At 33.5% G+C, this 23625-nt stretch carries 20 protein-coding genes; 17 read left to right on the top strand and 3 right to left on the bottom strand.

What is annotated here, in order from left to right; translation table 11 throughout:
- Positions 1-405 precede the first annotated feature (405 nt).
- A complete protein-coding gene (locus AABL85_RS15070) occupies positions 406-1014 on the bottom strand; it encodes a trimeric intracellular cation channel family protein (protein ID WP_341310688.1) in 609 nt (202 codons plus the stop codon).
- A 22-nt stretch (positions 1015-1036) separates the two neighbouring features.
- Entirely contained in the window at positions 1037-1774 is a 738-nt protein-coding gene (locus AABL85_RS15065) for an RDD family protein (protein WP_341310687.1), read from the bottom strand.
- A gap of 16 nt (positions 1775-1790) precedes the next feature.
- Between AABL85_RS15065 and AABL85_RS15060 the strand changes: the two genes are divergently transcribed.
- The 9 genes from AABL85_RS15060 (at position 1791) to AABL85_RS15020 (ending at position 12031) form a co-directional block, all read left to right on the top strand.
- Positions 1791-2756 carry a stage II sporulation protein M gene (locus AABL85_RS15060; RefSeq protein ID WP_341310686.1) on the top strand — a complete coding sequence of 322 codons (966 nt, stop codon included), beginning with the start codon at positions 1791-1793 and terminating at the stop codon, positions 2754-2756.
- A gap of 3 nt (positions 2757-2759) precedes the next feature.
- On the top strand, positions 2760-3680 hold the full coding sequence (locus AABL85_RS15055; RefSeq protein ID WP_341310685.1) for a hypothetical protein: 921 nt from the start codon (positions 2760-2762) through the stop codon (positions 3678-3680).
- Positions 3680-4495 (top strand): DUF4129 domain-containing protein, encoded by an 816-nt coding sequence (locus AABL85_RS15050; RefSeq protein ID WP_341310684.1) that lies wholly within the window; start codon positions 3680-3682, stop codon positions 4493-4495. Before AABL85_RS15055 ends, AABL85_RS15050 begins: the two co-directional genes overlap by 1 nt.
- A 1-nt stretch (position 4496) precedes the next feature.
- Positions 4497-5702, top strand: coding sequence for a hypothetical protein (locus AABL85_RS15045; RefSeq protein WP_341310683.1), 1206 nt, complete (start codon positions 4497-4499; stop codon positions 5700-5702).
- Positions 5703-5711: 9 nt separating this feature from the next.
- Entirely contained in the window at positions 5712-6710 is a 999-nt protein-coding gene (locus AABL85_RS15040) for a MoxR family ATPase (RefSeq protein WP_341310682.1), read from the top strand.
- A 14-nt stretch (positions 6711-6724) separates the two neighbouring features.
- A complete protein-coding gene (locus AABL85_RS15035) occupies positions 6725-8059 on the top strand; it encodes a DUF58 domain-containing protein (protein ID WP_341310681.1) in 1335 nt (444 codons plus the stop codon).
- Positions 8060-8063: 4 nt separating this feature from the next.
- Positions 8064-8858: an RNA methyltransferase gene (locus tag AABL85_RS15030; protein ID WP_341310694.1), complete on the top strand. Its 795-nt coding sequence runs from the start codon at positions 8064-8066 to the stop codon at positions 8856-8858.
- A gap of 109 nt (positions 8859-8967) precedes the next feature.
- The gene (locus tag AABL85_RS15025; protein ID WP_341310680.1) at positions 8968-11565 is read left to right on the top strand and encodes an SEL1-like repeat protein; all 2598 of its coding nucleotides are present in this window, start codon (positions 8968-8970) and stop codon (positions 11563-11565) included.
- 1 nt (position 11566) lies between these two features.
- Positions 11567-12031 carry a GNAT family N-acetyltransferase gene (locus AABL85_RS15020; protein WP_341310679.1) on the top strand — a complete coding sequence of 155 codons (465 nt, stop codon included), beginning with the start codon at positions 11567-11569 and terminating at the stop codon, positions 12029-12031.
- A gap of 39 nt (positions 12032-12070) precedes the next feature.
- Here AABL85_RS15020 and AABL85_RS15015 read toward each other — a convergent pair whose 3' ends face one another.
- Positions 12071-13444, bottom strand: coding sequence for an MFS transporter (locus AABL85_RS15015; RefSeq protein ID WP_341310678.1), 1374 nt, complete (start codon positions 13442-13444; stop codon positions 12071-12073).
- A gap of 213 nt (positions 13445-13657) precedes the next feature.
- Here AABL85_RS15015 and AABL85_RS15010 point away from each other — a divergent pair, with 213 nt between their 5' ends.
- The 8 genes from AABL85_RS15010 (at position 13658) to AABL85_RS14975 (ending at position 23603) form a co-directional block, all read left to right on the top strand.
- Positions 13658-14560: an AraC family transcriptional regulator gene (locus AABL85_RS15010; protein ID WP_341310677.1), complete on the top strand. Its 903-nt coding sequence runs from the start codon at positions 13658-13660 to the stop codon at positions 14558-14560.
- Between the two features lie 93 nt (positions 14561-14653).
- Positions 14654-15127, top strand: coding sequence for a GNAT family N-acetyltransferase (locus AABL85_RS15005; protein ID WP_341310676.1), 474 nt, complete (start codon positions 14654-14656; stop codon positions 15125-15127).
- Positions 15128-15132: 5 nt separating this feature from the next.
- Entirely contained in the window at positions 15133-15924 is a 792-nt protein-coding gene (locus AABL85_RS15000) for a hypothetical protein (RefSeq protein WP_341310675.1), read from the top strand.
- 589 nt (positions 15925-16513) lie between these two features.
- The gene (locus AABL85_RS14995; protein WP_286415490.1) at positions 16514-18730 is read left to right on the top strand and encodes a RelA/SpoT family protein; all 2217 of its coding nucleotides are present in this window, start codon (positions 16514-16516) and stop codon (positions 18728-18730) included.
- A 97-nt stretch (positions 18731-18827) separates the two neighbouring features.
- Positions 18828-19298, top strand: a complete 471-nt coding sequence (locus AABL85_RS14990) for a Fur family transcriptional regulator (RefSeq protein ID WP_025124782.1) — start codon at positions 18828-18830, stop codon at positions 19296-19298.
- 27 nt (positions 19299-19325) lie between these two features.
- Entirely contained in the window at positions 19326-20597 is a 1272-nt protein-coding gene (locus tag AABL85_RS14985; RefSeq protein ID WP_286415491.1) for an adenylosuccinate synthase, read from the top strand.
- A gap of 125 nt (positions 20598-20722) precedes the next feature.
- Positions 20723-22405 (top strand): OstA-like protein, encoded by a 1683-nt coding sequence (locus AABL85_RS14980; RefSeq protein ID WP_286415492.1) that lies wholly within the window; start codon positions 20723-20725, stop codon positions 22403-22405.
- 4 nt (positions 22406-22409) lie between these two features.
- A complete protein-coding gene (locus tag AABL85_RS14975; protein WP_041890063.1) occupies positions 22410-23603 on the top strand; it encodes an aspartate aminotransferase family protein in 1194 nt (397 codons plus the stop codon).
- Positions 23604-23625 lie beyond the last annotated feature (22 nt).

Here is a 23625-nt window from a genome sequence, read left to right as displayed (position 1 = left end):
AAGTATGTATCTTGTACTAGTTTCATTTTGTTTAAAACCTATATGATGATACTGTATATCAATATTGTATCCGTTATTTTATTTGATTTAACGGACTTACTACAGACTCATAACGGACTCACTACGGACTCAAATCAAGGGAGACAGAAATAAAACTGCTTCCAGATTAGAACTAGCTCTTAATCACAATAACTTACATAATAAAACTGATTCACTATTGATTTTATCGTGATTAATTGATCGTTATACACTAAACTATTTCGATTATCAAAATCCATAATACAGCACATTTATCTTTACTTATTAATGGCTAATATACAAAACAAAAAAAAGTGTACACTACATCATGATCTGTACTATACACCTTATCTACTATACATACTTACTTCTCTAAAGAGAATAAGTCTACATATTTGCAAATGGCAAACTCCACTTATACTTCACAGCTAACACTCTAATTAAAATAATAATACCTGCTGTACCAACGTATAATATGTCCTTACTCAACTCAAAATAGTTTAGCAAATAATATACTAAACCTCCAAGGATACATGCTGTAGCATAGATCTCTTGTTTAAAAATAAGTGGAATCTTATTCGCTAAAATATCGCGAATAACCCCTCCAAAACAAGCGGTAATCGTACCTAAGGTAACGCAGATAATCGGATGTAAGCCCACTGTCATCCCTTTCTCTATACCGATTAGTGTAAACACAGCGATACCTATGGTATCAAATAAGAAAAGAGAATAACGCAAGAAGTTAAATTTCTTATAGAACACGATGGCCATAGCTACCCCTAATAAGGTTACATAGAAATAACTAAGGTTGGTCAGCCACATCACGGGTGTCCACCCGATCATCATATCTCTGATAGTACCACCTCCTATAGCTGTCGCGAATGCTAAAATAGTCATCCCAAACAGATCTAACCTTCTTTCACGCCCTGCTAATGCTCCCGAAATTGCAAAAGCTAATGTTCCGAGCAAATCTAAAATATCGAAAAAATTAAACATTAAATAGTATAAAAATAATCTGCTAAACCTTAGCTGTTAAATAATTGTAGTCTTTTAATACCGTTTCTATAAACTCCTGATCTGAGAGTGTCTTCAGCTCACCTATACCTAGTACGCTCTTAAGTTTGAGTACTAGCTTCTCTAATAGCTCGTGATCTCTATTAGCCTTAAAAGTAGTTAAAGCTTCTTTTATAATATAAACATCCTTATCGGTTAAACTTAACACTTGCGAAAATAAAGGCGTGTACTCCTCCTCTACTTCCTGAAAAATAGTGGATGACAAAAGTAATCTTTCTTTAACAGATATCACTGCTGTACCTGCTAAAATATCACCTAATCGCTGACTCTTATCTGTACATACAATAGTAATTAAACCAACTGCTGCCGAACCTATCCAAAAATCTACTAATCTCATTACCCAACGGCTAGCATAGTCTACCACAGAAGCTTCATACCCATCTATCTTAATCACCTTAATCCTCATGATCTTCTTACCTGGAGTAGCTCCTTGCATGATCGTCTCAAAAAATAGAGTATAAAATAAAGCAGGAGAAACTAGGATTATTACAATTGCTATTTTTGACCATTCATCCATAAAAGCATTAACTATTCTTAATTGATTTATTATATAAAAAATCAAAATCAAATACAATCCTTTAAAAAAAAGATCTAAAATAGAAGCCAACATTCTTTCGCCAAGAGACGCAGTTTTAAATTCTATTTTGATATTTTGTGTTGTATTTATTGTTAAATTAGCCATAAATTATCTGCTTTAAATGAGAGAAGTCGCTTTTATCAAATATAATAAAGAAAAATGGATTGAATACGAACACACAATATATTCTAACTCAATTCATAAACCTGATTACTTGGCTGATATGTACATTCAGATAATGAATGACTTATCCTATGCACAAACTTATTATCCCAAGAGTAAAGTTACACAATATCTCAATATTTTAGCAGCGCAAACTTATCAAAAAATTTACAAAACAAAACGTATTGAAGAAAATAGACTAGTTTATTTCTTTAAGACAGAAGTTCCTCTAGTTGTGCATGAAAATCGCAATTATCTTTACTTTTCTGTACTAACCTTTCTGATCATTGTAGGTATTGGTTTTGTTTCTGCTCATTATGATTTAGAGTTTATTCGTTTGATATTAGGAGATCATTACGTTAACCTAACAATAGAAAATATTCAGAATGATGATGCTATGGGTATCTATAAGTCTGGGAGTAACTGGGGAAGCTTTATCGGTATAACGTTTAACAATCTATTTGTGTCTCTGAAGTTTTTCATCTATGGAATCTTTGCAGGATTAGGCACACTATTCTATCTACTCTATAATGGTATTATGGTAGGAGCTTTCCAATACATGTTTATCAGAGAAAATGCTTTTATGGATAGCTTTAGAGGAATATGGCTACATGGAGCTATAGAGATCACAGGGATCATCATTGAGGCATTTGCTGGCTTTGTATTTGGGGGTAGCTTATTATTTCCTAAGACCTTCTCGAGAAAGAATTCCTTTATTCGAGGGTTTAAGAATGGATTTAAAATATTCTTAGCGATGGTGCCATTCGTTATCACAGCTGCTTTTATAGAAGGCTTTATAACGCGCTATGCTAAAGAGATGCCTGATGTGCTAAATTATATAATTATACTAGGTACATTCTCTATCATTATTTATTACTTCTTCATCTATCCTAGAAAAGTATATTCAAAACTTATTAAATTATAATCTATGTTTGTTGTTTTTAAAAAAAGAGATTTCAGTGATTTAATGAATGATACGATATCATTCTTTAAAATAGAAGGAAAACCATTCTTCAAAAATTACTTTGCCCTATGTGGTATACTATTACTAGGCTTATTTGTATGTACTTACTTCTTATTTGATATGGTATTTTCAGCGTCTAGCACTGCAAATAACTCATCATTAGACACATTCATGGACAATAATGCTGGTCTTTTCTTCTTAATTGTCTTAGTAGCGGGGATTGTTAGTATTCTTATAAGTATTATAGCTATGTCATATCCTGTATACTATCTAAAGGCGATGGTAGAACACCCTAAGGATTATCAAGATATAAAGCATATCACTAATCCGCTAAAAAAGGATATTTGGAGACTACTTGGTTTCGCACTTGCTTCTTTTTTCACTATATTTCCCTTAATTATAATTGCTTTCTGTATTGCAGCTGTTTTAATCTTTTTATTAATAGGGATTCCTATTTTAATAATTATGCTTCCTGCTGTTGCATCATGGATAAACTTAGCTTATTATGAATACGTGACTAACAGAAGTGGATTTTTTGAATCTTATCAAACAGCTTATTATATGCTGAAAAGTAAATTCTGGATTATTGTTGGGAACACTTTCTTAGTTTATCTAGTAATTCAAATCGTTACTACTATGGTAAACATAATCCCTCAGATAATGTTCTATGGAGGATTAATATTCAGTGAAAAAAGTTCTTATGATCTAGAAGAGACACAAGGTTTTAAACTAATGGTCATTGGTATTATTATCCTAAGTACCCTAGTATCTTTTGTGATGAACAATATTATGTTGATTAATCAAGGATTAATTTACTACAGCATCAGAGAACAAAAAGAAAACACACAGTCTCATACAGACATTGATATGATTGGAAAAAACTAATGAAGAGATTCTTATTTATACTATTATTTTTATCATTTTCTACTCCTCATTTTGGGCAGGCAGAGCAGGATACTATTGTATCTGGTGTAGAGTCTTCACAAGATGAAGAAGACGCTAAGGAAGAAGGAGTTATCAAGGCTAAGCCTGTCAATGTACTTCCGTACTTAGAGGAGACGAGTACAGATGTAGTACCTACTAAATTTGAGACAGATTATAAAAAGAAATACAAGAAAGATCCAGACTTCGATTATAAAGAAGAGCTTAACAAAGACTCTATTTGGAAGCGCTTTAAGCGATGGTTTAATCAACAACTAACTGACTTCTTTAGACAATTTGATATTGACTATGAAACAAGTAGCCGCTTACAAGTTTTTTATAGAATAGGTGGAATAGTGGTTATCTTTCTTTTAATTTATTATATCACAAGAGCTGTTATTCAGAAAGATGCCTATTGGCTATTCAAGAAGAGCGCTAAAAAGATGGAGATACAGGTAGATGAAATAGAGTTAAACCTTAAAGTAGTGGACTTCCCTTCTCTATTAAGCAAAACCATTGCAGAGCAACAATACCGTCTAAGTATTCGTTACTATTACCTATGGCTTCTACAGAGATTACAAGAAAAAGAGGAGATCGAATGGCATATCGAAAAAACAAACTCTGACTATCAAAACGAAATAAAAGATAGCAAACTAAAAGAGGATTTCAGGTACCTTTCTTATCTGTATAACAATATATGGTATGGAGAATTCGAAATAGAGGAATCTGAGTTTAACCGTGCAAAACAGTCATTTGACACTATACTAAAACAAAGCTAAAATGAGTAAATCGACAAAAACAATGTTGTTCCTTTTTATCGTGATTATGGGCTTTGTTTATTTCATAGAGTCTAATAAAGTAGATCCGATAGATTGGCGCGAAACTTTAGATAATACACATAAGATTCCCTTTGGGACATATATACTAGATCAGGAGATAGAGAAAATATTCCCTAATGATAGTGTAATCAGAATAACAGGAAACGTCTATGACTTCTTTAGAGATAAAAAATATGATAGTGTACATAACAGCACACTGTTTTCTTTAAAGAGCTATGGGTATATTGATTCTTTTGCTAGAGTAAATTTACATCACTATATCGCAAAGGGAAACAGTGCTGTTATCTTTCAAGATAATATAGACGGGCTAATAGAAGGTATAGAGATGAATCATCTACAGTATACATTACAAGAAGAACTATTAGATCAAGATAAAGTATCAGTGACATTGACTAATCCGAATATTTCTACTTATTCGTTTCAGTTAAAAGACTTAAATACAAACTACTTCGATATTCCAGATTCTCTACGTACAAAGGTAGAAGTGCTAGGATACTTAAAGTATAAAGGAGTCAAATATCCTAACCTCATCCGCTATAAAAAAGGATCAGGTCAACTTATATTAGGACTTCAACCTATTGCATTTACAAACTATAATTTGTTAGAAAGTAATAATCACCTTTATGTTCAGGGTATATTATCCTACTTACCTCAACAGAATACCTACTTCACAGTATCTAGATTACCAGGAGATAATGAGTACCACTCTACTTCTATTCTTAGATTTGTGTTTAAACATCCAGCCTTGACATGGGCGTGGTATTTCTTCCTAGGAACTTTGTTTGTATTTATCATTTTCACAGCTAAAAGAAAGCAAAGAGTTATACCTATTATCACACCACTGTCTAATACTACTGTTGAGTTTACCAAAACAGTATCTAACCTTTATATTCAAAATAAAGATTACGAAGACCTGATTAATAAACATATAATATATACTCTAGAGAAAATAAGACGTGTACATTGGTTAGACACCTCCAAACTAGATGAATTATTTATCAACAACTTACATATCAAAACCAAGAAGGATAAAGAAGATATCATCAAATTTGTTAGGTTTATAGAGCAGTTTAAAGCTGCACCACACTATGCATCAGAAGAAATGCTAATCGAATTAAACAAAATAATTGAGAAAATCATTGATTAAAAATATACTATGGAAAATACAGTAACCCCAGAAGAAAACTTACACTTCGAATCTAGACTAGATTTGAGTTTGTTACAAGAAAAGATAAAAGGAATCAAAAGTGAGATACAGAAAGTAATCGTTGGTCAAGATAAAACAATAGATCAAATCATTGTGTCTCTATTAGCTAATGGACATATTCTATTAGAAGGTGTACCAGGAGTAGCTAAGACACTTTCTGCTAAACTACTGGCACAGACCATCGATATGGACTTTAGTCGTATCCAGTTCACACCAGATTTAATGCCTTCTGATATATTAGGTACCTCAATATTCAATATGCAAAAAAGTGAGTTTGAGTTTAAAAAAGGTCCTATATTTTCTAATCTAATCTTGATCGATGAGATAAACCGTGCTCCTGCTAAAACTCAGGCTGCCTTATTTGAGGTAATGGAAGAAAGACAGATCACAATAGACGGGCATTCTTATAAAATGGAAGAACCTTTCTTAGTAATTGCTACTCAGAACCCTATTGAGCAAGAAGGTACTTATCGATTACCTGAGGCACAATTAGACCGTTTCTTATTTAAGATTAATATAGACTATCCTTCATTAGAAGAAGAAATCGCCATCGTTCAGAGAGAACATGAATTATTAGATAAAAAGAAAACTACGATGATTAATAAAGTAGTTACTCCTAATGAGATCATTTCTTTCCAAAAGCTAATCAAAGAAATTATCGTTGAAGAAAAGATCATCGAATACATTGCTAAGATCGTTGCTGATACTCGTATTAATCCACTGTTATATCTAGGAGCTTCACCTCGTGCCTCTATTGCTATTCTAAATGCTGCCAAGGGATTCGCTGCTATTAACAACAGGGACTTTGTGACACCTGAGGATATTAAAGAAGCTGCTATACCAGTGCTAAAACACCGTATCATAGTATCACCTGAAAGAGAGATGGAAGGGCTAACAGCGAATGACATTATAAATCAAATCATCGAATCAATAGATATTCCTAGATAATAAAGACAATACTTATGTTTAAATTATTCAAGCAACTTTATTTACAAAAACGAGTGTATATGGTCTTAGGGACTATTATAGCTCTATTTGTACTTGCCTTTATATTTCCAATACTGTATAAAGTTGTTTGGGGGTTATTTATATTATTTTTTGCTATCATATTGGTAGATATCACACTGTTATTCAACAAGAAGAATAAAATAGATGCTGTGCGTATCTTACCAGAAAAACTGTCTAATGGTGATGATAATACCATTTATATCTCCATAGAGAATAAATATAATATCACAGTACAATGCTACATTATAGATGAGATCCCTTTTCAATTTCAAAAAAGAGATTTTGAAATCACTAAACCCCTGACTTCTAAGGAGCAAAAAACACTTAGTTATACCTTAAGACCTACGAATAGAGGAGAATATGTCTTTGGGAAGTTAAACATATATGTATCTAGTCCTCTTAGATTAGTATCTAGAAGATTTGTATTTTGTGATGACATTACCTTAGCTACCTACCCTTCTTTCATTCAGATGAAGAAATATGATTTGATTGCTTTTTCTAAAAACAAATATGCTTTTGGGATGAAAAAAATCAGAAAAATAGGTACTACTACTGAGTTTGAACAAATAAAAGAATATGTATTAGGAGACGATATACGCAATATAAACTGGAAAGCAACTGCTAAATCTAGTCAATTAATGCTCAACCAATTTCAGGATGAGAATACAGAATCTGTTTATAATATTATCGATAGAGGACGTGTGATGCAAATGCCTTTTAATGGTCTATCTTTACTTGATTATGCGATTAACTCTACCCTAGCCTTATCTAATGTTATCCTTAAGAAAAATGATAAAGTAGGATTAATGACTTTCTCAGAGAATATCACAAACCAACTTCCTGCTGAAAGCAAAATAAGTCAATTACAAAAAATCATGGAACAACTATACAGAGTTAATACAAACTTTGTAGAAAGTGATTTCGGTAGGTTATATGCACACATCAAACACAAGATTACACATCGCAGTTTGATTATTCTTTACACTAATTTTGAATCCTTATCTAGTTTAAAAAGACAATTACCTTACCTAAGAGCTATTGCAAAAAATCACGTTTTATTAGTCGTTTTCTTTGAAAATACAGAATTAACTAAGCTCACTGAAAAAAAGGCTAAAAACACAGATGATATTTTTGACAAAGTAATTGCAGAAAAATTTAACTTTGAAAAGCGTTTAATAGTAAATGAATTAACCAAATATGGTATTCAGTCTATACTAACAGCTCCAGAAGAATTATCCATAAACACGATTAATAAATACCTGCAAATCAAAGCTAAAGGTACCTTATAACATGATGATTAAAAGAATAGATAGCCCACAAAACACCTTGATTAAAAGCATTGTCCAACTACAAGAAAAATCTAGAAATAGGAAACAATCAGGTACATTTGTTATTGAAGGGCTTCGAGAAATAGAATTAGCAACTAAAGGAGGATATGCATTAAAGACTCTTTTATTTTATCCTGACCTTGTATCTGAGGCCTCTCTGCGACCTTTCATTTCAAGAGAAACAGAGTTAATAGAAATTTCTAAAGAGGTCTATCAGAAACTAGCTTATAGAGATACAACTGAAGGGGTGATAGCTATCGCGCATACAAAATCATTAGTTCTAGAGGATCTAAAGCTTTCTGAAAATCCTATTATCTTAGTAGCTGAAGCGACTGAAAAACCGGGGAACATAGGTGCTATACTTAGAACTGCTGATGCAGCTAATATAGATGCTGTCATCATCGCTAACCCTAAAAGTGATATCTATAATCCTAATGTAGTCCGCTCTAGTGTAGGATGTGTTTTTACAAATCAGATAGCAATGGCCTCTACTACGGATGCTATTGCCTTTCTAAAAAAACACAATATCAATATCTACTGTGCTACATTACAAGATTCAACTTCTTATCATACGAGAGATTACAAAGAAGCTACTGCCTTCGTAGTAGGTACTGAAGCTACAGGACTTACACAAGAATGGAGAGATGCTAGCACTAAGAATATCATCATACCGATGAGTGGAGTAATAGACTCAATGAATGTATCTGTGGCTGCTTCTATCTTACTGTTCGAAGCAAAACGCCAACGAGATTTTAAATAACAACAAACATAGCACCTCATCCAAGGTGCTTTTTTATTTTATATAGCGGTAAATAGTGACATTGCAATACTGTTTTTTATTCTATTTTTGAATACAAAAATAAAGCAACATGGGACACAGACATATCGTAACTAATATAGACTTAACACCACAGGGAGAAGTAGAATATCATTTTATAGGAGAGTGGAAATATGAAATACCTTTATTCTTTTTTCCTCTATTCAGCATTCCGGTACAGTCTAAAGAGTTAAAAGATTACAGTCTAAAACCTTCTTATCTTCTATACTTTAGAATGAAAGAAGCCATGCCTCTATTTGAACAATTCCACCAATGGATACAATCGAACATAGATATACTCGTTCCTAAAGAACATCAACCTAATTACTTTGAGTCTTATCAAAAACAACTATATTACTTCAATAATTTAGAAGGTGATAGTCTTGTACTTGATGGTTCTGATGTGTATAATATGAGTGAAGGTAGTCACAAGACTTTAGCAAAAGAATATTTAGCTACTTTAGAAGGGTTAGCTACTGAGTTTAAAGAACTATTAGATAGTAATGCAAGTGTAGAAGAGTTTAACACCTCAGATATTGCCAGCTATTTCTTCCCTTTTAGCACCCTTCAAGAGTATCTTAATAATGATAATGCCAACTATGGATGGGATTGGTTAGAAGTTGCTTTTGAGCCAAACTACGACTTTTTACACTTTGAGGAAAATGAGCGCTGGGGAATAAAAAAGCTTAATGGAGAGGTTATTCTACCTGCTATTTATGATGGAATTGGAGAGTTTGAAGAAAGTGGCTTAGCCTATATTATTCTAAATGACAAATGTGGTTTAATCGATAAACAAGGAAACATCGTACTTGAGCCAGTATGGGACTACGTTAGTACAACAGGGATAACTTATGTAGAAAGCACAACTGACAATCCTGATGAATACACATCTATCATAACTTGTTCATTAAAAAAGAACGAGAAATATGCCTTATATAATATCAGTACACAGTCGTATATCACTGATTTTATCTATGACGAAATTGAATTATTAAAAGACGATTACTATAACGTTCTTCAAGGAAATCTATACGCCGTATTCAATTACAAAGGAGAGGAATGCATTCCGTTTACCTCTACTGAACCATTCGAATATTACTATCAGTTCTTCTGTGGTAAGCACGATAATAAGGACATTATGTATTCTAATCAATATAGTTTTATAGGTAATTATGACTTTAGCGATATTTCTGATATTGGTACAGGAGATTGTCTATTAGTGCCATCTGCAAAGGGTACTAAACTAAAAAAGATAATTGATGCACACGGCAACTTGGTCTTAGACGATGTAAAGATGGCAGAAGGCCTAACGGATAAATGTATTAAAGTAATCACAGATCAAGGAATGACGATCTATGATATAGAACTAAAGGAGAACTTAATTGATTATGTGAAAGGACGTATAGAGAAGTACATCTTGATGGACATCAATCTACAAATCGGACAGGTATATATCAGTTCAGGAAAGAAAAAAGGTGTTTACGATTGTGTCAATCGCACTTGGGCTATCCCACTACAAATAGCTGTTGAGCTTAAGGTTTTAGGCATAGAAGCTTATGCAATTAAGAACAACCTATGGAATATAACGCCGATTGGGCAAACTATACCTGTAGTAGAAGATTGTAATTATATTACTTTGCATCCCCTAAATCATGAACCACAAGTTGTAGTGGTGTATAAAGATAAAAAAGTATACCAATACCAAGATAATGCTTTAGATTTATTACCACTTACACAGTTAATCGCATTAGCAACGCGTATGCACTATAATCAAGACGGAGAAGTAAGCCTATTTAAACCGTATTTTGCAGAACGAGTGAAACAAGTCACTACAGATGATTACCTAAGTTTAGAGTCTTTCTATATCCACAGAATTAAAGACTTTTACTTAGATAATGACTGGATAGAAGAATACAATCAATTAATCAACTTTTCAGAACAGCTCAATAATGATGAACTACTTCAGGATTTAGCCTATCGCCATCTCACAGAAGAGGACTATATTGATTATCCTAAAGCTATGAAACTGTTTTTAAAAGCTTCAGAGCTTGGAAATCACTACGCAGCGACCAATATTGGTTATATGTATTTTGAGGCTTTAGGAGTACCTTACAACAGTGAAAAAGGATTACAATACTACTTACTTGGAGCAGAAAGAGGAAATAATCAAGCTAAACTTAACTTAGCTTACCTATATTACCAAGGAGCTGAAGGTATAGACATAGATTTCGAAAAAGCCTTACATTACTTCTTACCATTAGAAAAAGTTGGTGGATTTTATGTCACCAACTATATTGCAGATTGTTACTATCTATTAGGTGAGTATAAAAAAGCAATGAAATTCATCAAAAAAGACCTTAAAGGAGAAGATCATTTAGGTTCCTTTTTAATGGGTAAGTGCTATAATTTAGGCTATGAAGTCAAACAAGATACAGCTAAAGCGATTGAATATTTTGAACAGGCAGTATCTAAAGGTTATGTATATGCAGCCACCGATTTGTTATATATCTATGCCTATGACGAGAAGTTTAAAAACAGTGAAAAGTTAGCCTACTATTTAGAAATAGCTAAAGAGAATGACTTAGATTTACCTACTGACTTCAAAGGTAAAAACACTTTAAAAAGTTTTTTAAAGAAATGGTTTAAATAATATGATACACATACGCCCAGCCATATTAGAGGATATACCTCAACTACAACTGCTTTATCAAAAGCAGTTTGTAGTGATGCAAGAATATCAACCAGATTACTTTAAAGCTGATCTACCTGCTATTGATTTCTTAGAAGAAACAATACAATCAGACGAATGGGACTTCTTAGTAGCTGTTGATCAAGGCAAGCTTATTGGTATGGTTGCTTTATTTATTGAGCAAACCTTACCTTATGAGTGTTTTGTACCTCATAAATACCTCAACTTTGCAGATATTTTTGTAGAACCTGAGTATCGTAGTAAAGGGATTGGAAAACAATTAATAGATGCTGTTAAACAATGGGCAAAACATAGACAAGTAGACTACATAGAACTTCTGGTAGTGGAGCAAAACAAACGTGCTTATGACCTCTATCTCAAAGAACACTTTGAACCTGTACATACCGTAATGAGGTATAAAATATGATAGAGATACCCTTATATATCATTGCAAGGGCATTTCTTATTATTCTTTTAGAGCTTTAACAATGCCAAAACTCAAAAACAAAGCTATCAATAACAATACACAAATTAAAACCAGCACTACTGCAAATGCTAAAGTGTAATCTACTCTATTTGCTACTCCAAAAAACACACTTCCAATAGCTGCTACTCCAAATGCTGAACCTATCTGTAGACCACAGTTTACTACTCCCGAAGCTAATCCTGCAAACTGAACAGGTATATTACTTAAGCTTAATCTAACTACAGATGCTAAGGTCAATCCCATTCCACATCCAATGACAAACAAATCAACCTTAAACAACAAGGGCTCAAAACTATACAAAGTATATAGTAATAATAAGAAACCTATACCATAAATAACTAATCCCAAAGAAAGAATAGTCTGTTTAAAATATCTACTAATTACAGAAGAACTCAATGACATAATAATAAATCCAATACCAAAAGGAATAATAGCCTTACCCGCTTCCATACTTGTCCAATACAATTCTTCTTGTAAATAAATACCTAATACTAAATAAAACACTCCACTTGCATAGTATAGAAAACTTATAATCACTCCTAGTTTTAAATTCTTAAACTTAAAGATAGTAAAGTCTACTAAAATGCTCTTTCCTTCTTGTTTACGCATATTCTGAACCTTGATAAACAAGTACAAAAACACTACTGATGCTATTAAAAACATAACAGTCTGTATAGCTATTCCTTTCTCTACTATTGTCGTTAAAGGATAAATAAAGCTCATTAATCCTAGACTTAACAATGCAGTCCCTCTATAATCAACTTTCTCTATAGACTTATGATCTTGTTTTGGTAATGTTATAATTGCCATCACCAACGCAAACAACCCAACAGGTAAATTAACTAAAAATATCACACGCCATCCTAAGTCAAATATATTCCACTCTATCAAAACTGCTCCAAGATATTGTCCTAACGCAGCGGCTATCCCAAAAGTAAAACTATACAAAGCCATTACTAAACGCTTTTCTCTTTCGTCAAAAAGCGTATGAAGAATAGCCAAAACCTGTGGTATCATAACTGCTCCTGAGATCCCTTGTAATACTCTACCTATAATCATCATCACAGGAGATTGAGAGAGACCACAGAGTACAGATGAACTAATAAAACCTATCAATCCAATAATGAATATTCTCTTACGCCCATAAATATCTCCAAATCTACCACCTGATATTTGAAACACAGCATAAGCACAAGTATAGAAAGATACTATCATCTGCAATTCACTACTACTCGATCGAAGAGAATGTTGTATAGAAGGCAATGCTAAATTGACAATATAAAAATCCAAGGGAGAAAGTATAGTGGCTACTAATAAAATAAATAGTATAAACCATTTGTCTTTAAAAATCATAAAACACATTTTAAAAACTTAGTTTAAGCTTTAACTCAACTAAGCTATTATTACCTTACAAAATTCCTAAAGAATTACACCTAATAGATAACGCATATAGAATTATAAACAACGTTAGAAGAAGTATTATAACTAACTACAAATCATTTTACTAACAACTTATTTAAAACCAATATAAATACTTATTTTTGCAAACGATAAGAAACATAAGCTATGTTACAAGGAAATAATCAGGGAAACTTAATCGTAGATAGTCATCATATAGAAGGAGCTACACATACTATGGATATTACAGTGATCCATACCGCTATAGCCAGTATAAAACACGGAACTTATACTGCGGAACAAGACTTCTATCACACTGTACTTCCTACTAAAGAATCTATCCTTACGTATAATTGTATACAAGGAAGTAGCTTAACCTTAAACCATGACAACCTCAACATTCATGAACAAGGAGCGCTATTGTTTAAAGAAAGAGCTGTTCCTTATGAACACATTATGAAAACGGCAAAAGACAAAAGAGGAGAGTTTTTAGAAATAGCAGTAAACAAAACCTTTGTGACCAACTTATTTGAAGAAGAAAAAGAATACTTAGAAGAGCTATTAGGTAGCCAGTCTCCTAAACTTGTATTTGACTTAAATCTAAATTCCCTCCAAGTCTTACAACAATTAGTTTCTCATCCTTATCAAGGAAAACTTGCTGAGCATTATATCAATAATAAAATAGAAGAAGCTCATTTATTACAATACCACAATTGGAGTTATAATAAAACCCCTAAAGAATTAAGCCTTCACAGAAAAGATGAACAAGCACTACACGAAATCAAATCGTATATCACAGATAATTATAACAAAGACTTCACGATACAAGAGTTAGCACTGAGAGTAGGTATTAATCAAACCAAACTAAAGAAAGGCTTTAAAGCACTCTTCGGAACGACTACGTTTAAGTACATCCATGACCTGCGCATGCAGAAAGCCTTAGAAATGATAAAAAGTAGAGAGTATAATATCTATGAGATAGCAGAGTATGTAGGTTATAGACACAGTCACCACTTCTCCACAGCATTTAAGAAGTACTATGGTCAACTACCTACTAAAATAAAAACATAACCTATGCTACCAACTCCTTTCATATAAAACCCTTCCCTTGTTCCCTTTCTTATCTTTAAATCCCTTATTTTAGTCATCATAATACTATAACACATGATTAGAAAAGCACACTTAGAAGACATACCTACTATACAACAGTTATACTTTAATTTATTCGAAGTAATGGCTGACTTAGAACCTCACTATATGAAGGCTGCTCAGCAAGACACTGCTTTTATAGAAAGCGTTATCAAAGGAGAAAATGATTTTATTATTTTTGTAGCAGAAGACGATAAAGAAGTTCAAGGCTTTGCTATAGCACAGCTGCAGAGTGCACCACCCTATAACTGCTTTGTACAACAGCGTTGTGTTTATCTAATGGATTTAGTTGTTGACCCAGATAGTCGCGGAAAAGGCTATGGAAAGAAGCTAATCCATGCTGTCAAAGAATGGGGAGTACAAAATAAGGTTGACTACTTCGAACTAAATGTTCTCTCTCAAAATAAAAAAGCAATAGACCTATACCTAAGAGAAGGGTTTGAACCATTTAATATCTCTATGCGTATGCGTCTTGACAACAAAGCATAAAACAAATGAATCAAACTGACTATGCAATAGGTATCACCATACCAATAGAGGCAGACTATGTACTATCACCTACTGTACTGTATGATGATACACTTACAGGTATCTACTTTAACACAGAAGATGAGCAATATGGCCGTATCACATTTAGTAATCTAGATGCGATACGAGTATGTCGTGGAGAATATCTTCCCTATCCAGATGACTGGACAGAAGATAAGGAAATGCCTTGGGTCTATGTAGTACAGCATTCTAAATGGCAAATGGAACGATATGTGTATGAAAAAAGTCATTATGGAAGAACTTATGAATTTGGTGGTGATGTAGAAGATATGCGTACAGACTTTAAGCACTATATCTTTAAGTTTCACGACCAATTTGTTGAAGTTATCGCAAGAGGTTTTTGGTGGGAAAAGGACGCTAAGTCTTTAATGAACCAACCTCTACAAAAAGGCCATCCTTTCTTAAACTTACCAGAGGAAGAAGCAATTTTACATCAAGCACATGGATTAACTACTCAGATTACTAAAAATACACTGCCTATAGATGTACTAATAGAACAAGCTAAATATTGCTCTCAAAAGTTATATCAATTCGCTCTAATATTTGAAGGTAAAGCCAGTGTTGACAATACTGTATCTATAGTCAATAAAGATGGTAAAATACAGAGCGAGCTAAGAGGATATTTTGGCGGAAAGAATAAGGTGTTCGAGGGGATTCCTACTTTAGAAGAAGTCCTTCCATACATAGAAAAATATATGTCAGAAGTAGCAGAAAGAAGAAAAGCAATGAGAAAATAGATTTTATTTTCATTATATTACGCTCTAGAATTTCTAATCATTATGTAGACACTTCCAGATTAATGACTCATAAAATATTTCAAATTATCTAATTATCCAAAACTACTCTAGTTTTCTAGCTGACAGGTGTTAGATTGATTTGATACAAGTACGTTATGAGTCCGTAGTGAGTCCGTTATGAATCCGTTATTTTAGTCAAAATAACGGAGTGAATATAGAAGCATTTCTCTATCACTACTTATTCATTTCAAGTTAGACACGACATAAACATTAAGAGAGGTCAAAGGGATTTACTAGATTATTCTTAACAATTACACAATATCATTCAGAATATATCTCTTTCGTAAGAATATACTTCATCAATTCACCTTCACCAATTGATATTTTATCATCACGTAGTGTGTTATTTAGTCTATCAAATCCTATATGCACTGCAATATACAACCTAATCAATTGATAACAAACAAGGTGTAACAAATAATTCTAAATAATAAATCTCTATTTTTTTAACAAAACATAGTTCATCTATAACTGTTTTTTCACTATATTTAATGAACACTATTTTAGATATAAAAGTTGCGAATTATATATGACAGAGGAAGAAATAGAATTAGAAAACAGAGCAATTGCTAAAGAATACAAAGAGCTTTTAAAAATAAGTTATCAGACCTTATCTGAGGATGATAAAAAATTAATCCGTAAAGCATTTGATGTAGCGGTTGAAGCTCATAAAGATCAAAGAAGAAAATCTGGAGAAGCTTATATTTTCCACCCTATTGCTGTGGCAAAAATTGTCGCTTCAGAAATCGGTTTAGGTCCTACTTCCATTGCTGCGGCATTAATGCATGATGTAGTAGAAGACACAGATATTACAGTTGAGCAAATAGAAGAATGGTTTAATCCAAAAATTGCCAAAATTGTAGAAGGATTGACCAAGATGGCTATGTTAGAGCCAGATCCTCATATCTCTATGCAAGCGGAGAACTACCGTAAAATGCTATTGACACTAAATGATGATGTGCGTGTAATCTTAATTAAGATAGCTGACCGACTTCACAATATGCAGACCATGGAAAGCATGGTAGATTATAAACAGGCGAAAATAGCGTCAGAGACTTTATATATCTATGCTCCGTTAGCTCATCGATTAGGGTTATTTAATATTAAGACTAAACTAGAAGATTTAGGTCTAAAATATACAGAACCTCGCATCTATCAGGACATCGTCAATAGGATGAAAGAGAGTAAAGAAGAGCAAGATCAATACATACAAACAGTAAGTGATATTCTGAAAAAGTCATTAGACGAAGAACAGGTAGAATATTCAATGAAGGGAAGACCGAAGTCGATCTACTCTATTCGTCGTAAGATGAAAGCACAGAATGTAACATTCGATGAGGTATATGACAAGTTTGCCTTGCGTATAATTTATAAATCTACTCCCCACGATGAGAAATTCATTGCCTGGAAGATTTACTCTATTGTGACAGATCACTTCCGCCCTAGTCCGAATAGACTTAGAGACTGGATATCAGCACCGAAATCTACTGGATATGAAGCTTTACATATTACAGTAATGGGGCCGAAAGGAAGATGGATAGAGATTCAAATCCGAAGTGAGCGCATGGATGAAATTGCAGAAAAGGGATATGCCGCTCACTATAAATACAAGCAAGGTATTACAGAAGAAAATAGCTTAGACAAATGGTTAAATCAACTTAAAGAAGCTTTAGAAAATGCAGAGACAGATGCTGTAGACTTTGTTGAAGACTTTAAGCTGAGTCTATACGCTAAAGAGATTTATATTTTCACACCGAAAGGAGAGATTAAATCACTCCCTAAAGGAGCTACTGCTCTTGACTTTGCCTTCGCGATACACTCAGAAGTAGGATTGCGCACTAGAGGTACTCGTGTCAACGGCAGATTAGTACCGTTAAATCATGTACTTGTCAGTGGTGATCAGGTAGAAGTAATCACATCTGAGAATAAGAAGCCGAGCGTAAGCTGGCTAGACTATGTGACTACTACTCGAGCAAAAAATAAGATTAAAAGTTCGCTAAACGAAGACACGAAGCGCATTGCTGAAGATGGTAAGGAACAATTACAGCGCAAACTGAAACATCTAAAAGTAAATCTAGACGAAAAAACTGTGAATGAAATGGTAGCTTATTTTAAGCTAAAAACAAGTCAAGATTTATTCTATAGAATTGGAGCTGGTGTCATTGATAACGTTCAGTTAAAAGAATATGCTGCCAATAGAAACAACTCTTTATTTAGCTTCTTTAAAAAGACGATAAAAAGAGCGCCTTCTATCCCAGTTATCACAGATACAGCAGCTAATAAAACAGGTGATTTACTTGTATTCGGTAAAGACAATGAGAAGTTAGATTACAAACTAGCTACCTGTTGTAACCCTATACCAGGTGATGATGCATTCGGGTTCGTAACGATAAATGAAGGAATAAAAGTACATAAGACAGACTGTCCTAACGCGATCAGTATGCGATCTAACTACGCTTATAGAATCATCCAAGCACACTGGGTAGATTCTAAGGAAGCGATGAACTTCGAAGCGACTATCAATATCACAGGTCTTGATTCAGCTGGTCTAACTACTGAGATTACGAAGATTATCATAGAAAGTAAAGTCATCAATATTCGCAGTATCTCATTAAGTGAAAATGCTGGAATATTTAAAGGATCTATCACAGTGATCGTTCCGAATAATGATGTACTGAAAAAAATGATGGGTAACCTTAAGAAAATCGAGGGAATAGAGAAAGTAACACGTGTAAATCCATCATAAAATAATTATAATTTATTCGCATATAGACTAACCTTATTTGATTTATTATAATTCAAACGAAAATAGCTCTATATTTGCAACTAAGATATTTTTGAATATGGGAAGTGAAAAAAATCAAGAAATCGTAAAAAATGTGTTCACGAAGTTTTTAGAAGAAAGAGGACATCGTAAAACACCTGAGAGATATGCTATTCTTCAAGAAATATATGATAGCGAAGAGCACTTTGATATAGAGTCTCTTTATATCAAAATGAAGAATAAAAATTATCGTGTAAGTAGAGCTACGCTTTACAATACTATTGAAATTCTTTTAGAATGTGGACTTGTAAGAAGACACCAATTCGGTCAAAACCAAGCACACTATGAGAAGTCCTATTTCGATAAACAACATGATCACATTATTTTAACTGATACAGGAGAAGTAATCGAGTTTTGTGATCCTCGTATACAGACTATTAAAAAGACAATTGAAGAAATCTTTAATATAGACATCCACAATCATTCTCTATACTTCTATGGAAATAGAAAGACAGTAGAAGAGGAAGAACAAGTGGAAAACAACAACTAATTTTCAAACTTTTTAACAACACAAACAATGACAGTAGACTTACTACTAGGCTTGCAATGGGGCGATGAAGGAAAAGGTAAAATCGTAGATGTACTAACTTCTAAATATGACATCATTGCTCGTTTTCAAGGAGGACCAAACGCGGGACACACTTTAGAATTTGATGGGATTAAACATGTATTACGCACTATCCCTTCTGGAATTTTCCATAAAAATTCTATTAACATCATTGGAAATGGTGTAGTGATTGACCCAGTAGTTTTCATCAAAGAGATTGAGGGATTAGAGAAGTTCAACATCGACATTTACACAAGATTATTAATTTCTAGAAAAGCTCACTTAATCTTACCTACTCACCGCTTACTTGATGCAGCTTCTGAAGCAGCAAAAGGAAAAGCTAAAATCGGTTCTACATTAAAAGGTATTGGCCCAACTTATATGGACAAAACTGGTAGAAATGGATTAAGAGTTGGAGACATTGAACTTGCTGACTTTAAAGAGCGTTACCGCAACTTAGCAGACAAGCATGAGGCAATGATTAAGTTCCACGATGTAGAATTGCAATACAACTTGGCTGAATTAGAAGAAGAGTTCTTCGCAGCAGTAGAGCAATTAAAGAAATTAACGTTCATCGATAGTGAAAACTATATCCATACAGCTCTAAGAGAAGGTAAATCAGTCCTAGCAGAAGGTGCTCAAGGATCACTGTTAGACGTTGACTTTGGAACATATCCATTCGTTACATCATCTACTACTACGGCAGCAGGTGCATGTACAGGATTAGGAGTAGCTCCAAATAAAGTTAAAAATGTATTTGGTATTTTTAAAGCTTATACTACACGTGTTGGTAGTGGACCATTCCCTACAGAATTAGATAACGAAATCGGTGCTACTATGGCAACTGTAGGTCGTGAGTTCGGTTCTGTTACAGGACGTGCTAGACGTTGTGGATGGTTAGACCTAGTGGCTTTAAAATACGCAGTAGACGTGAATGGAGTTACAGAATTATACATGATGAAAGCTGACGTATTATCAGGTTTTGAATCATTACAAGTATGTACTAAATACTCGTATAAAGGAGAAGAGATCACTCACTTACCTTACAATATCGAGCCAGAAAACGTTGAGCCAATTTATGTTGAGAAAAAAGGTTGGAAAGCTGACTTAACAGGATTGACAGAGTATGACCAATTACCAGCGGAACTAAAAGAGTATATCAAATTCATCGAAGATGAAGTAGGTGTACCAGTAAAAATAGTTTCTGTAGGTCCAGATAGAACACAGACTATCTTAAAATAAGATACTTAAAAAACACTTCTTACGAAGTGTTTTTTTTTTGCCCTTCTTCTAGCCTGTTTATAAATTCTTCTTAACTAAAATCTTTGTACGTATTTTTTACTTAAATTTGAAAAAAATATAGTGACTTGAGAACAATACCGTATTATTTACTTTTTATACTATTCGCATTACTAGGTTTTAGTCAAAACAAAAAAAAAATCATCATACATCACGCAGACTACTCTGATATCAATCATGAGGTACTGCCAGATGCCGTAATCTTAACAGGAAATATATCTGCTGAGCATGACGGTATGAATATGACATGTAATAAAGCGTACTTCTTCGAAAAAGAGAATTATCTAAAGCTTTTTGGGAATGTTCACATTGTACAAGGAGACACCTTAACAATGAATAGCCATTATGCTGAATATAATGGAATCAATGGTTTTGCTTATGCGCAAGGAGATGTATTACTTACTTCTCCAGACTCTACCTTAGAGACAGATACTTTAAAATATGATCGTTTAAAGGATCTTGTATTCTATGACAGTCATGCCACTATTCACAACAAGGGTAATGTATTAGAAAGCGAAAAAGGACGTTACTACACTACAGAAAAGAAGTTCCAATTCTTCACAGCTGTAAAAGTAACTTCAGATAAAGGAACAGTGATCAAGTCTAATCACTTAGATTTTTATGAAGTACCACAACACTCATATGTATTCGGTCCTTCCACTATAACTAACAAGGAAGATTATATCTATACTGAAAATGGTTTTTATGATGTAAAAAACGATTTAGGAAAGATGGTAAAGAACTCTTTTATCTGGTATGATAAAAGAAAAATAGAAGGAGATTCTATCTATTATTCTAAACTAAAAGATTTTGCTTCTGCAACGAATAACGTTAGAATAACTGATACTATCAATAAAAGTAAAATAACTGGACACTACGCAGAGTTATACAAAGCTAAGGACTCGATGTTCGTTACTAAAAAAGCTTTAGTTAGTATGAAATCACAAGAGGGAGATTCTGTGTATATGCACGCTCCGCGTATTTTACTGACAGGAAAGGATAAAGAGCGCGTAATACGCGCCTTTAACGATGCTCGTATACTACGTGATAGTATGAGTGGTAAAGCAGACTCTATTCACTGGAGTGAAAAAGCGGGCTTAACACAGATGATAGGTAAACCTGTTATCTGGAATGGAGATAGTCAGGTCACAGGTCGTTTTATTCACCTACTTAGTAATGCAGAGACTCAGAAGATGGACTCTCTAAAAGTATTAGAAAATGCCTTCGTGATTCAAAAAGATACAATAGGAGATGGTTATAATCAATTAAAAGGTGTTAACTTATACGGTAAATTTAAAGAGAATAAACTAGATGAGTTAGACTTGATTAAAAATGCAGAGCTTATCTATTATATGTATAATGACAAGAACGAATTAGTCGGTATCGACAAAGGGATTTGTAGTCATATCAATGTCAGTTTCTTAGAAGGAAAGATTAACACGGCTACAAAATATGTAGATCCTAAAGGAGACTTATATCCTGAGAAGCTACTACCTAAAAATGCTCGTCTATTAAGAGATTTCTTATATAGAGGTGACGAAAAGATAAACTCATTAGAAGATATATTCACTGATGAGGAATTACATAAAGAGAAAAAAGGAGAACAAGCAAGAGAAGACATGAAAGAAGGTTATAATAAGCCTATAGACATTCTCCCTGAAACAATAAAAGCTACACCTGGTCTATCTAAAAAACTAGAAGAGGACAGCAAAAAACAAGAGAACAAAGCGCCTAAAAAAGGCAAAAAGTAAAGTAATGAAAGAAGATTTTTATAAATATCAAGCACAGACTTCACCTAATCCTCTAGCAATGGAGATATCTCATGCTAAAGGTTCTTATATATATGACAAGAATAACAAAGCGTATTTAGACTTCGTAGCAGGTGTATCTGCATGTACATTAGGACATCAACACGAAAGAGTGAATAACGCGATTAAGGATCAATTAGATAAATATTCGCATGTAATGGTATATGGTGAATATATCCAAGACCCTTCTGTAGAATTCTGTAAACTGCTAGCAGAGAATATCCCTGCTCCACTAAATAAAACCTATTTAGTAAACTCAGGTACTGAAGCTACTGAAGGTGCTTTAAAATTAGCAAAAAGAGTAACAGGAAGAAGTCAACTAATCTCTTGCTTCAACGCGTATCATGGTAATACTATGGGATCTATGAGTGTTATGGGGTTTGAGGAAAGAAAGCGTGCTTTTAGACCACTACTTCCAGATGTAGACTTCATTCACTTTAACTGTGTAGAAGATTTACAAAAGATAACAACCAAAACAGCTGGTATTATCTTAGAGACTATACAAGGAGGCGCTGGATTTGTAGAGCCTTTTGACGGGTTCTTAACGAAAGTACGCGAAAGATGTACTGAAGTAGGTGCCTTAATGATCGTAGATGAAATCCAACCAGGTTTCGGTAGAACAGGTAAGCTATTTGGATTCCAAAACTATGACGTAGTTCCTGACGTGATCGTTATGGGAAAAGGTATGGCTAGTGGGATGCCAGTAGGTGCATTCACTGCTAGTGATGAACACATGAATCAGTTATATGACAACCCTAGATTTGGACATATCACTACTTTCGGTGGTCACCCTGTTATCGCAGCAGCGAGTTTAGCGACTTTAAGAGAATTAGTAGAAACTGACCTTATGGCTCAGACACTAGAAAAAGAAAAGTTATTTAGAGAACTATTGGTTCACCCTCTTATTGAAGAAATCAGAGGTCGTGGTTTAATGATCGCTCCTATGACACCTAGTGCTGATATTACTAATAGAGTAATCATGAAGTGTCAAGACAAAGGATTAATATTATTCTGGCTACTGTTTGAAGGAAAAGCGATAAGAATCACTCCTCCCCTTACAGTATCAGAAACAGAAATAAAAGAAGGATGTGCTATCATCATTGAAGCACTAAATGAAGTACAAAAAGAATTAGGATTATAATATCCTAAATAATCAACTTAAA

Source organism: Myroides odoratimimus (assembly GCF_038039805.1).
Lineage (GTDB): Bacteria > Bacteroidota > Bacteroidia > Flavobacteriales > Flavobacteriaceae > Flavobacterium > Flavobacterium odoratimimum_B.
Note: the sequence above shows the minus strand (reverse complement) of the source record. Positions and strands in the feature narration are given on the sequence as shown.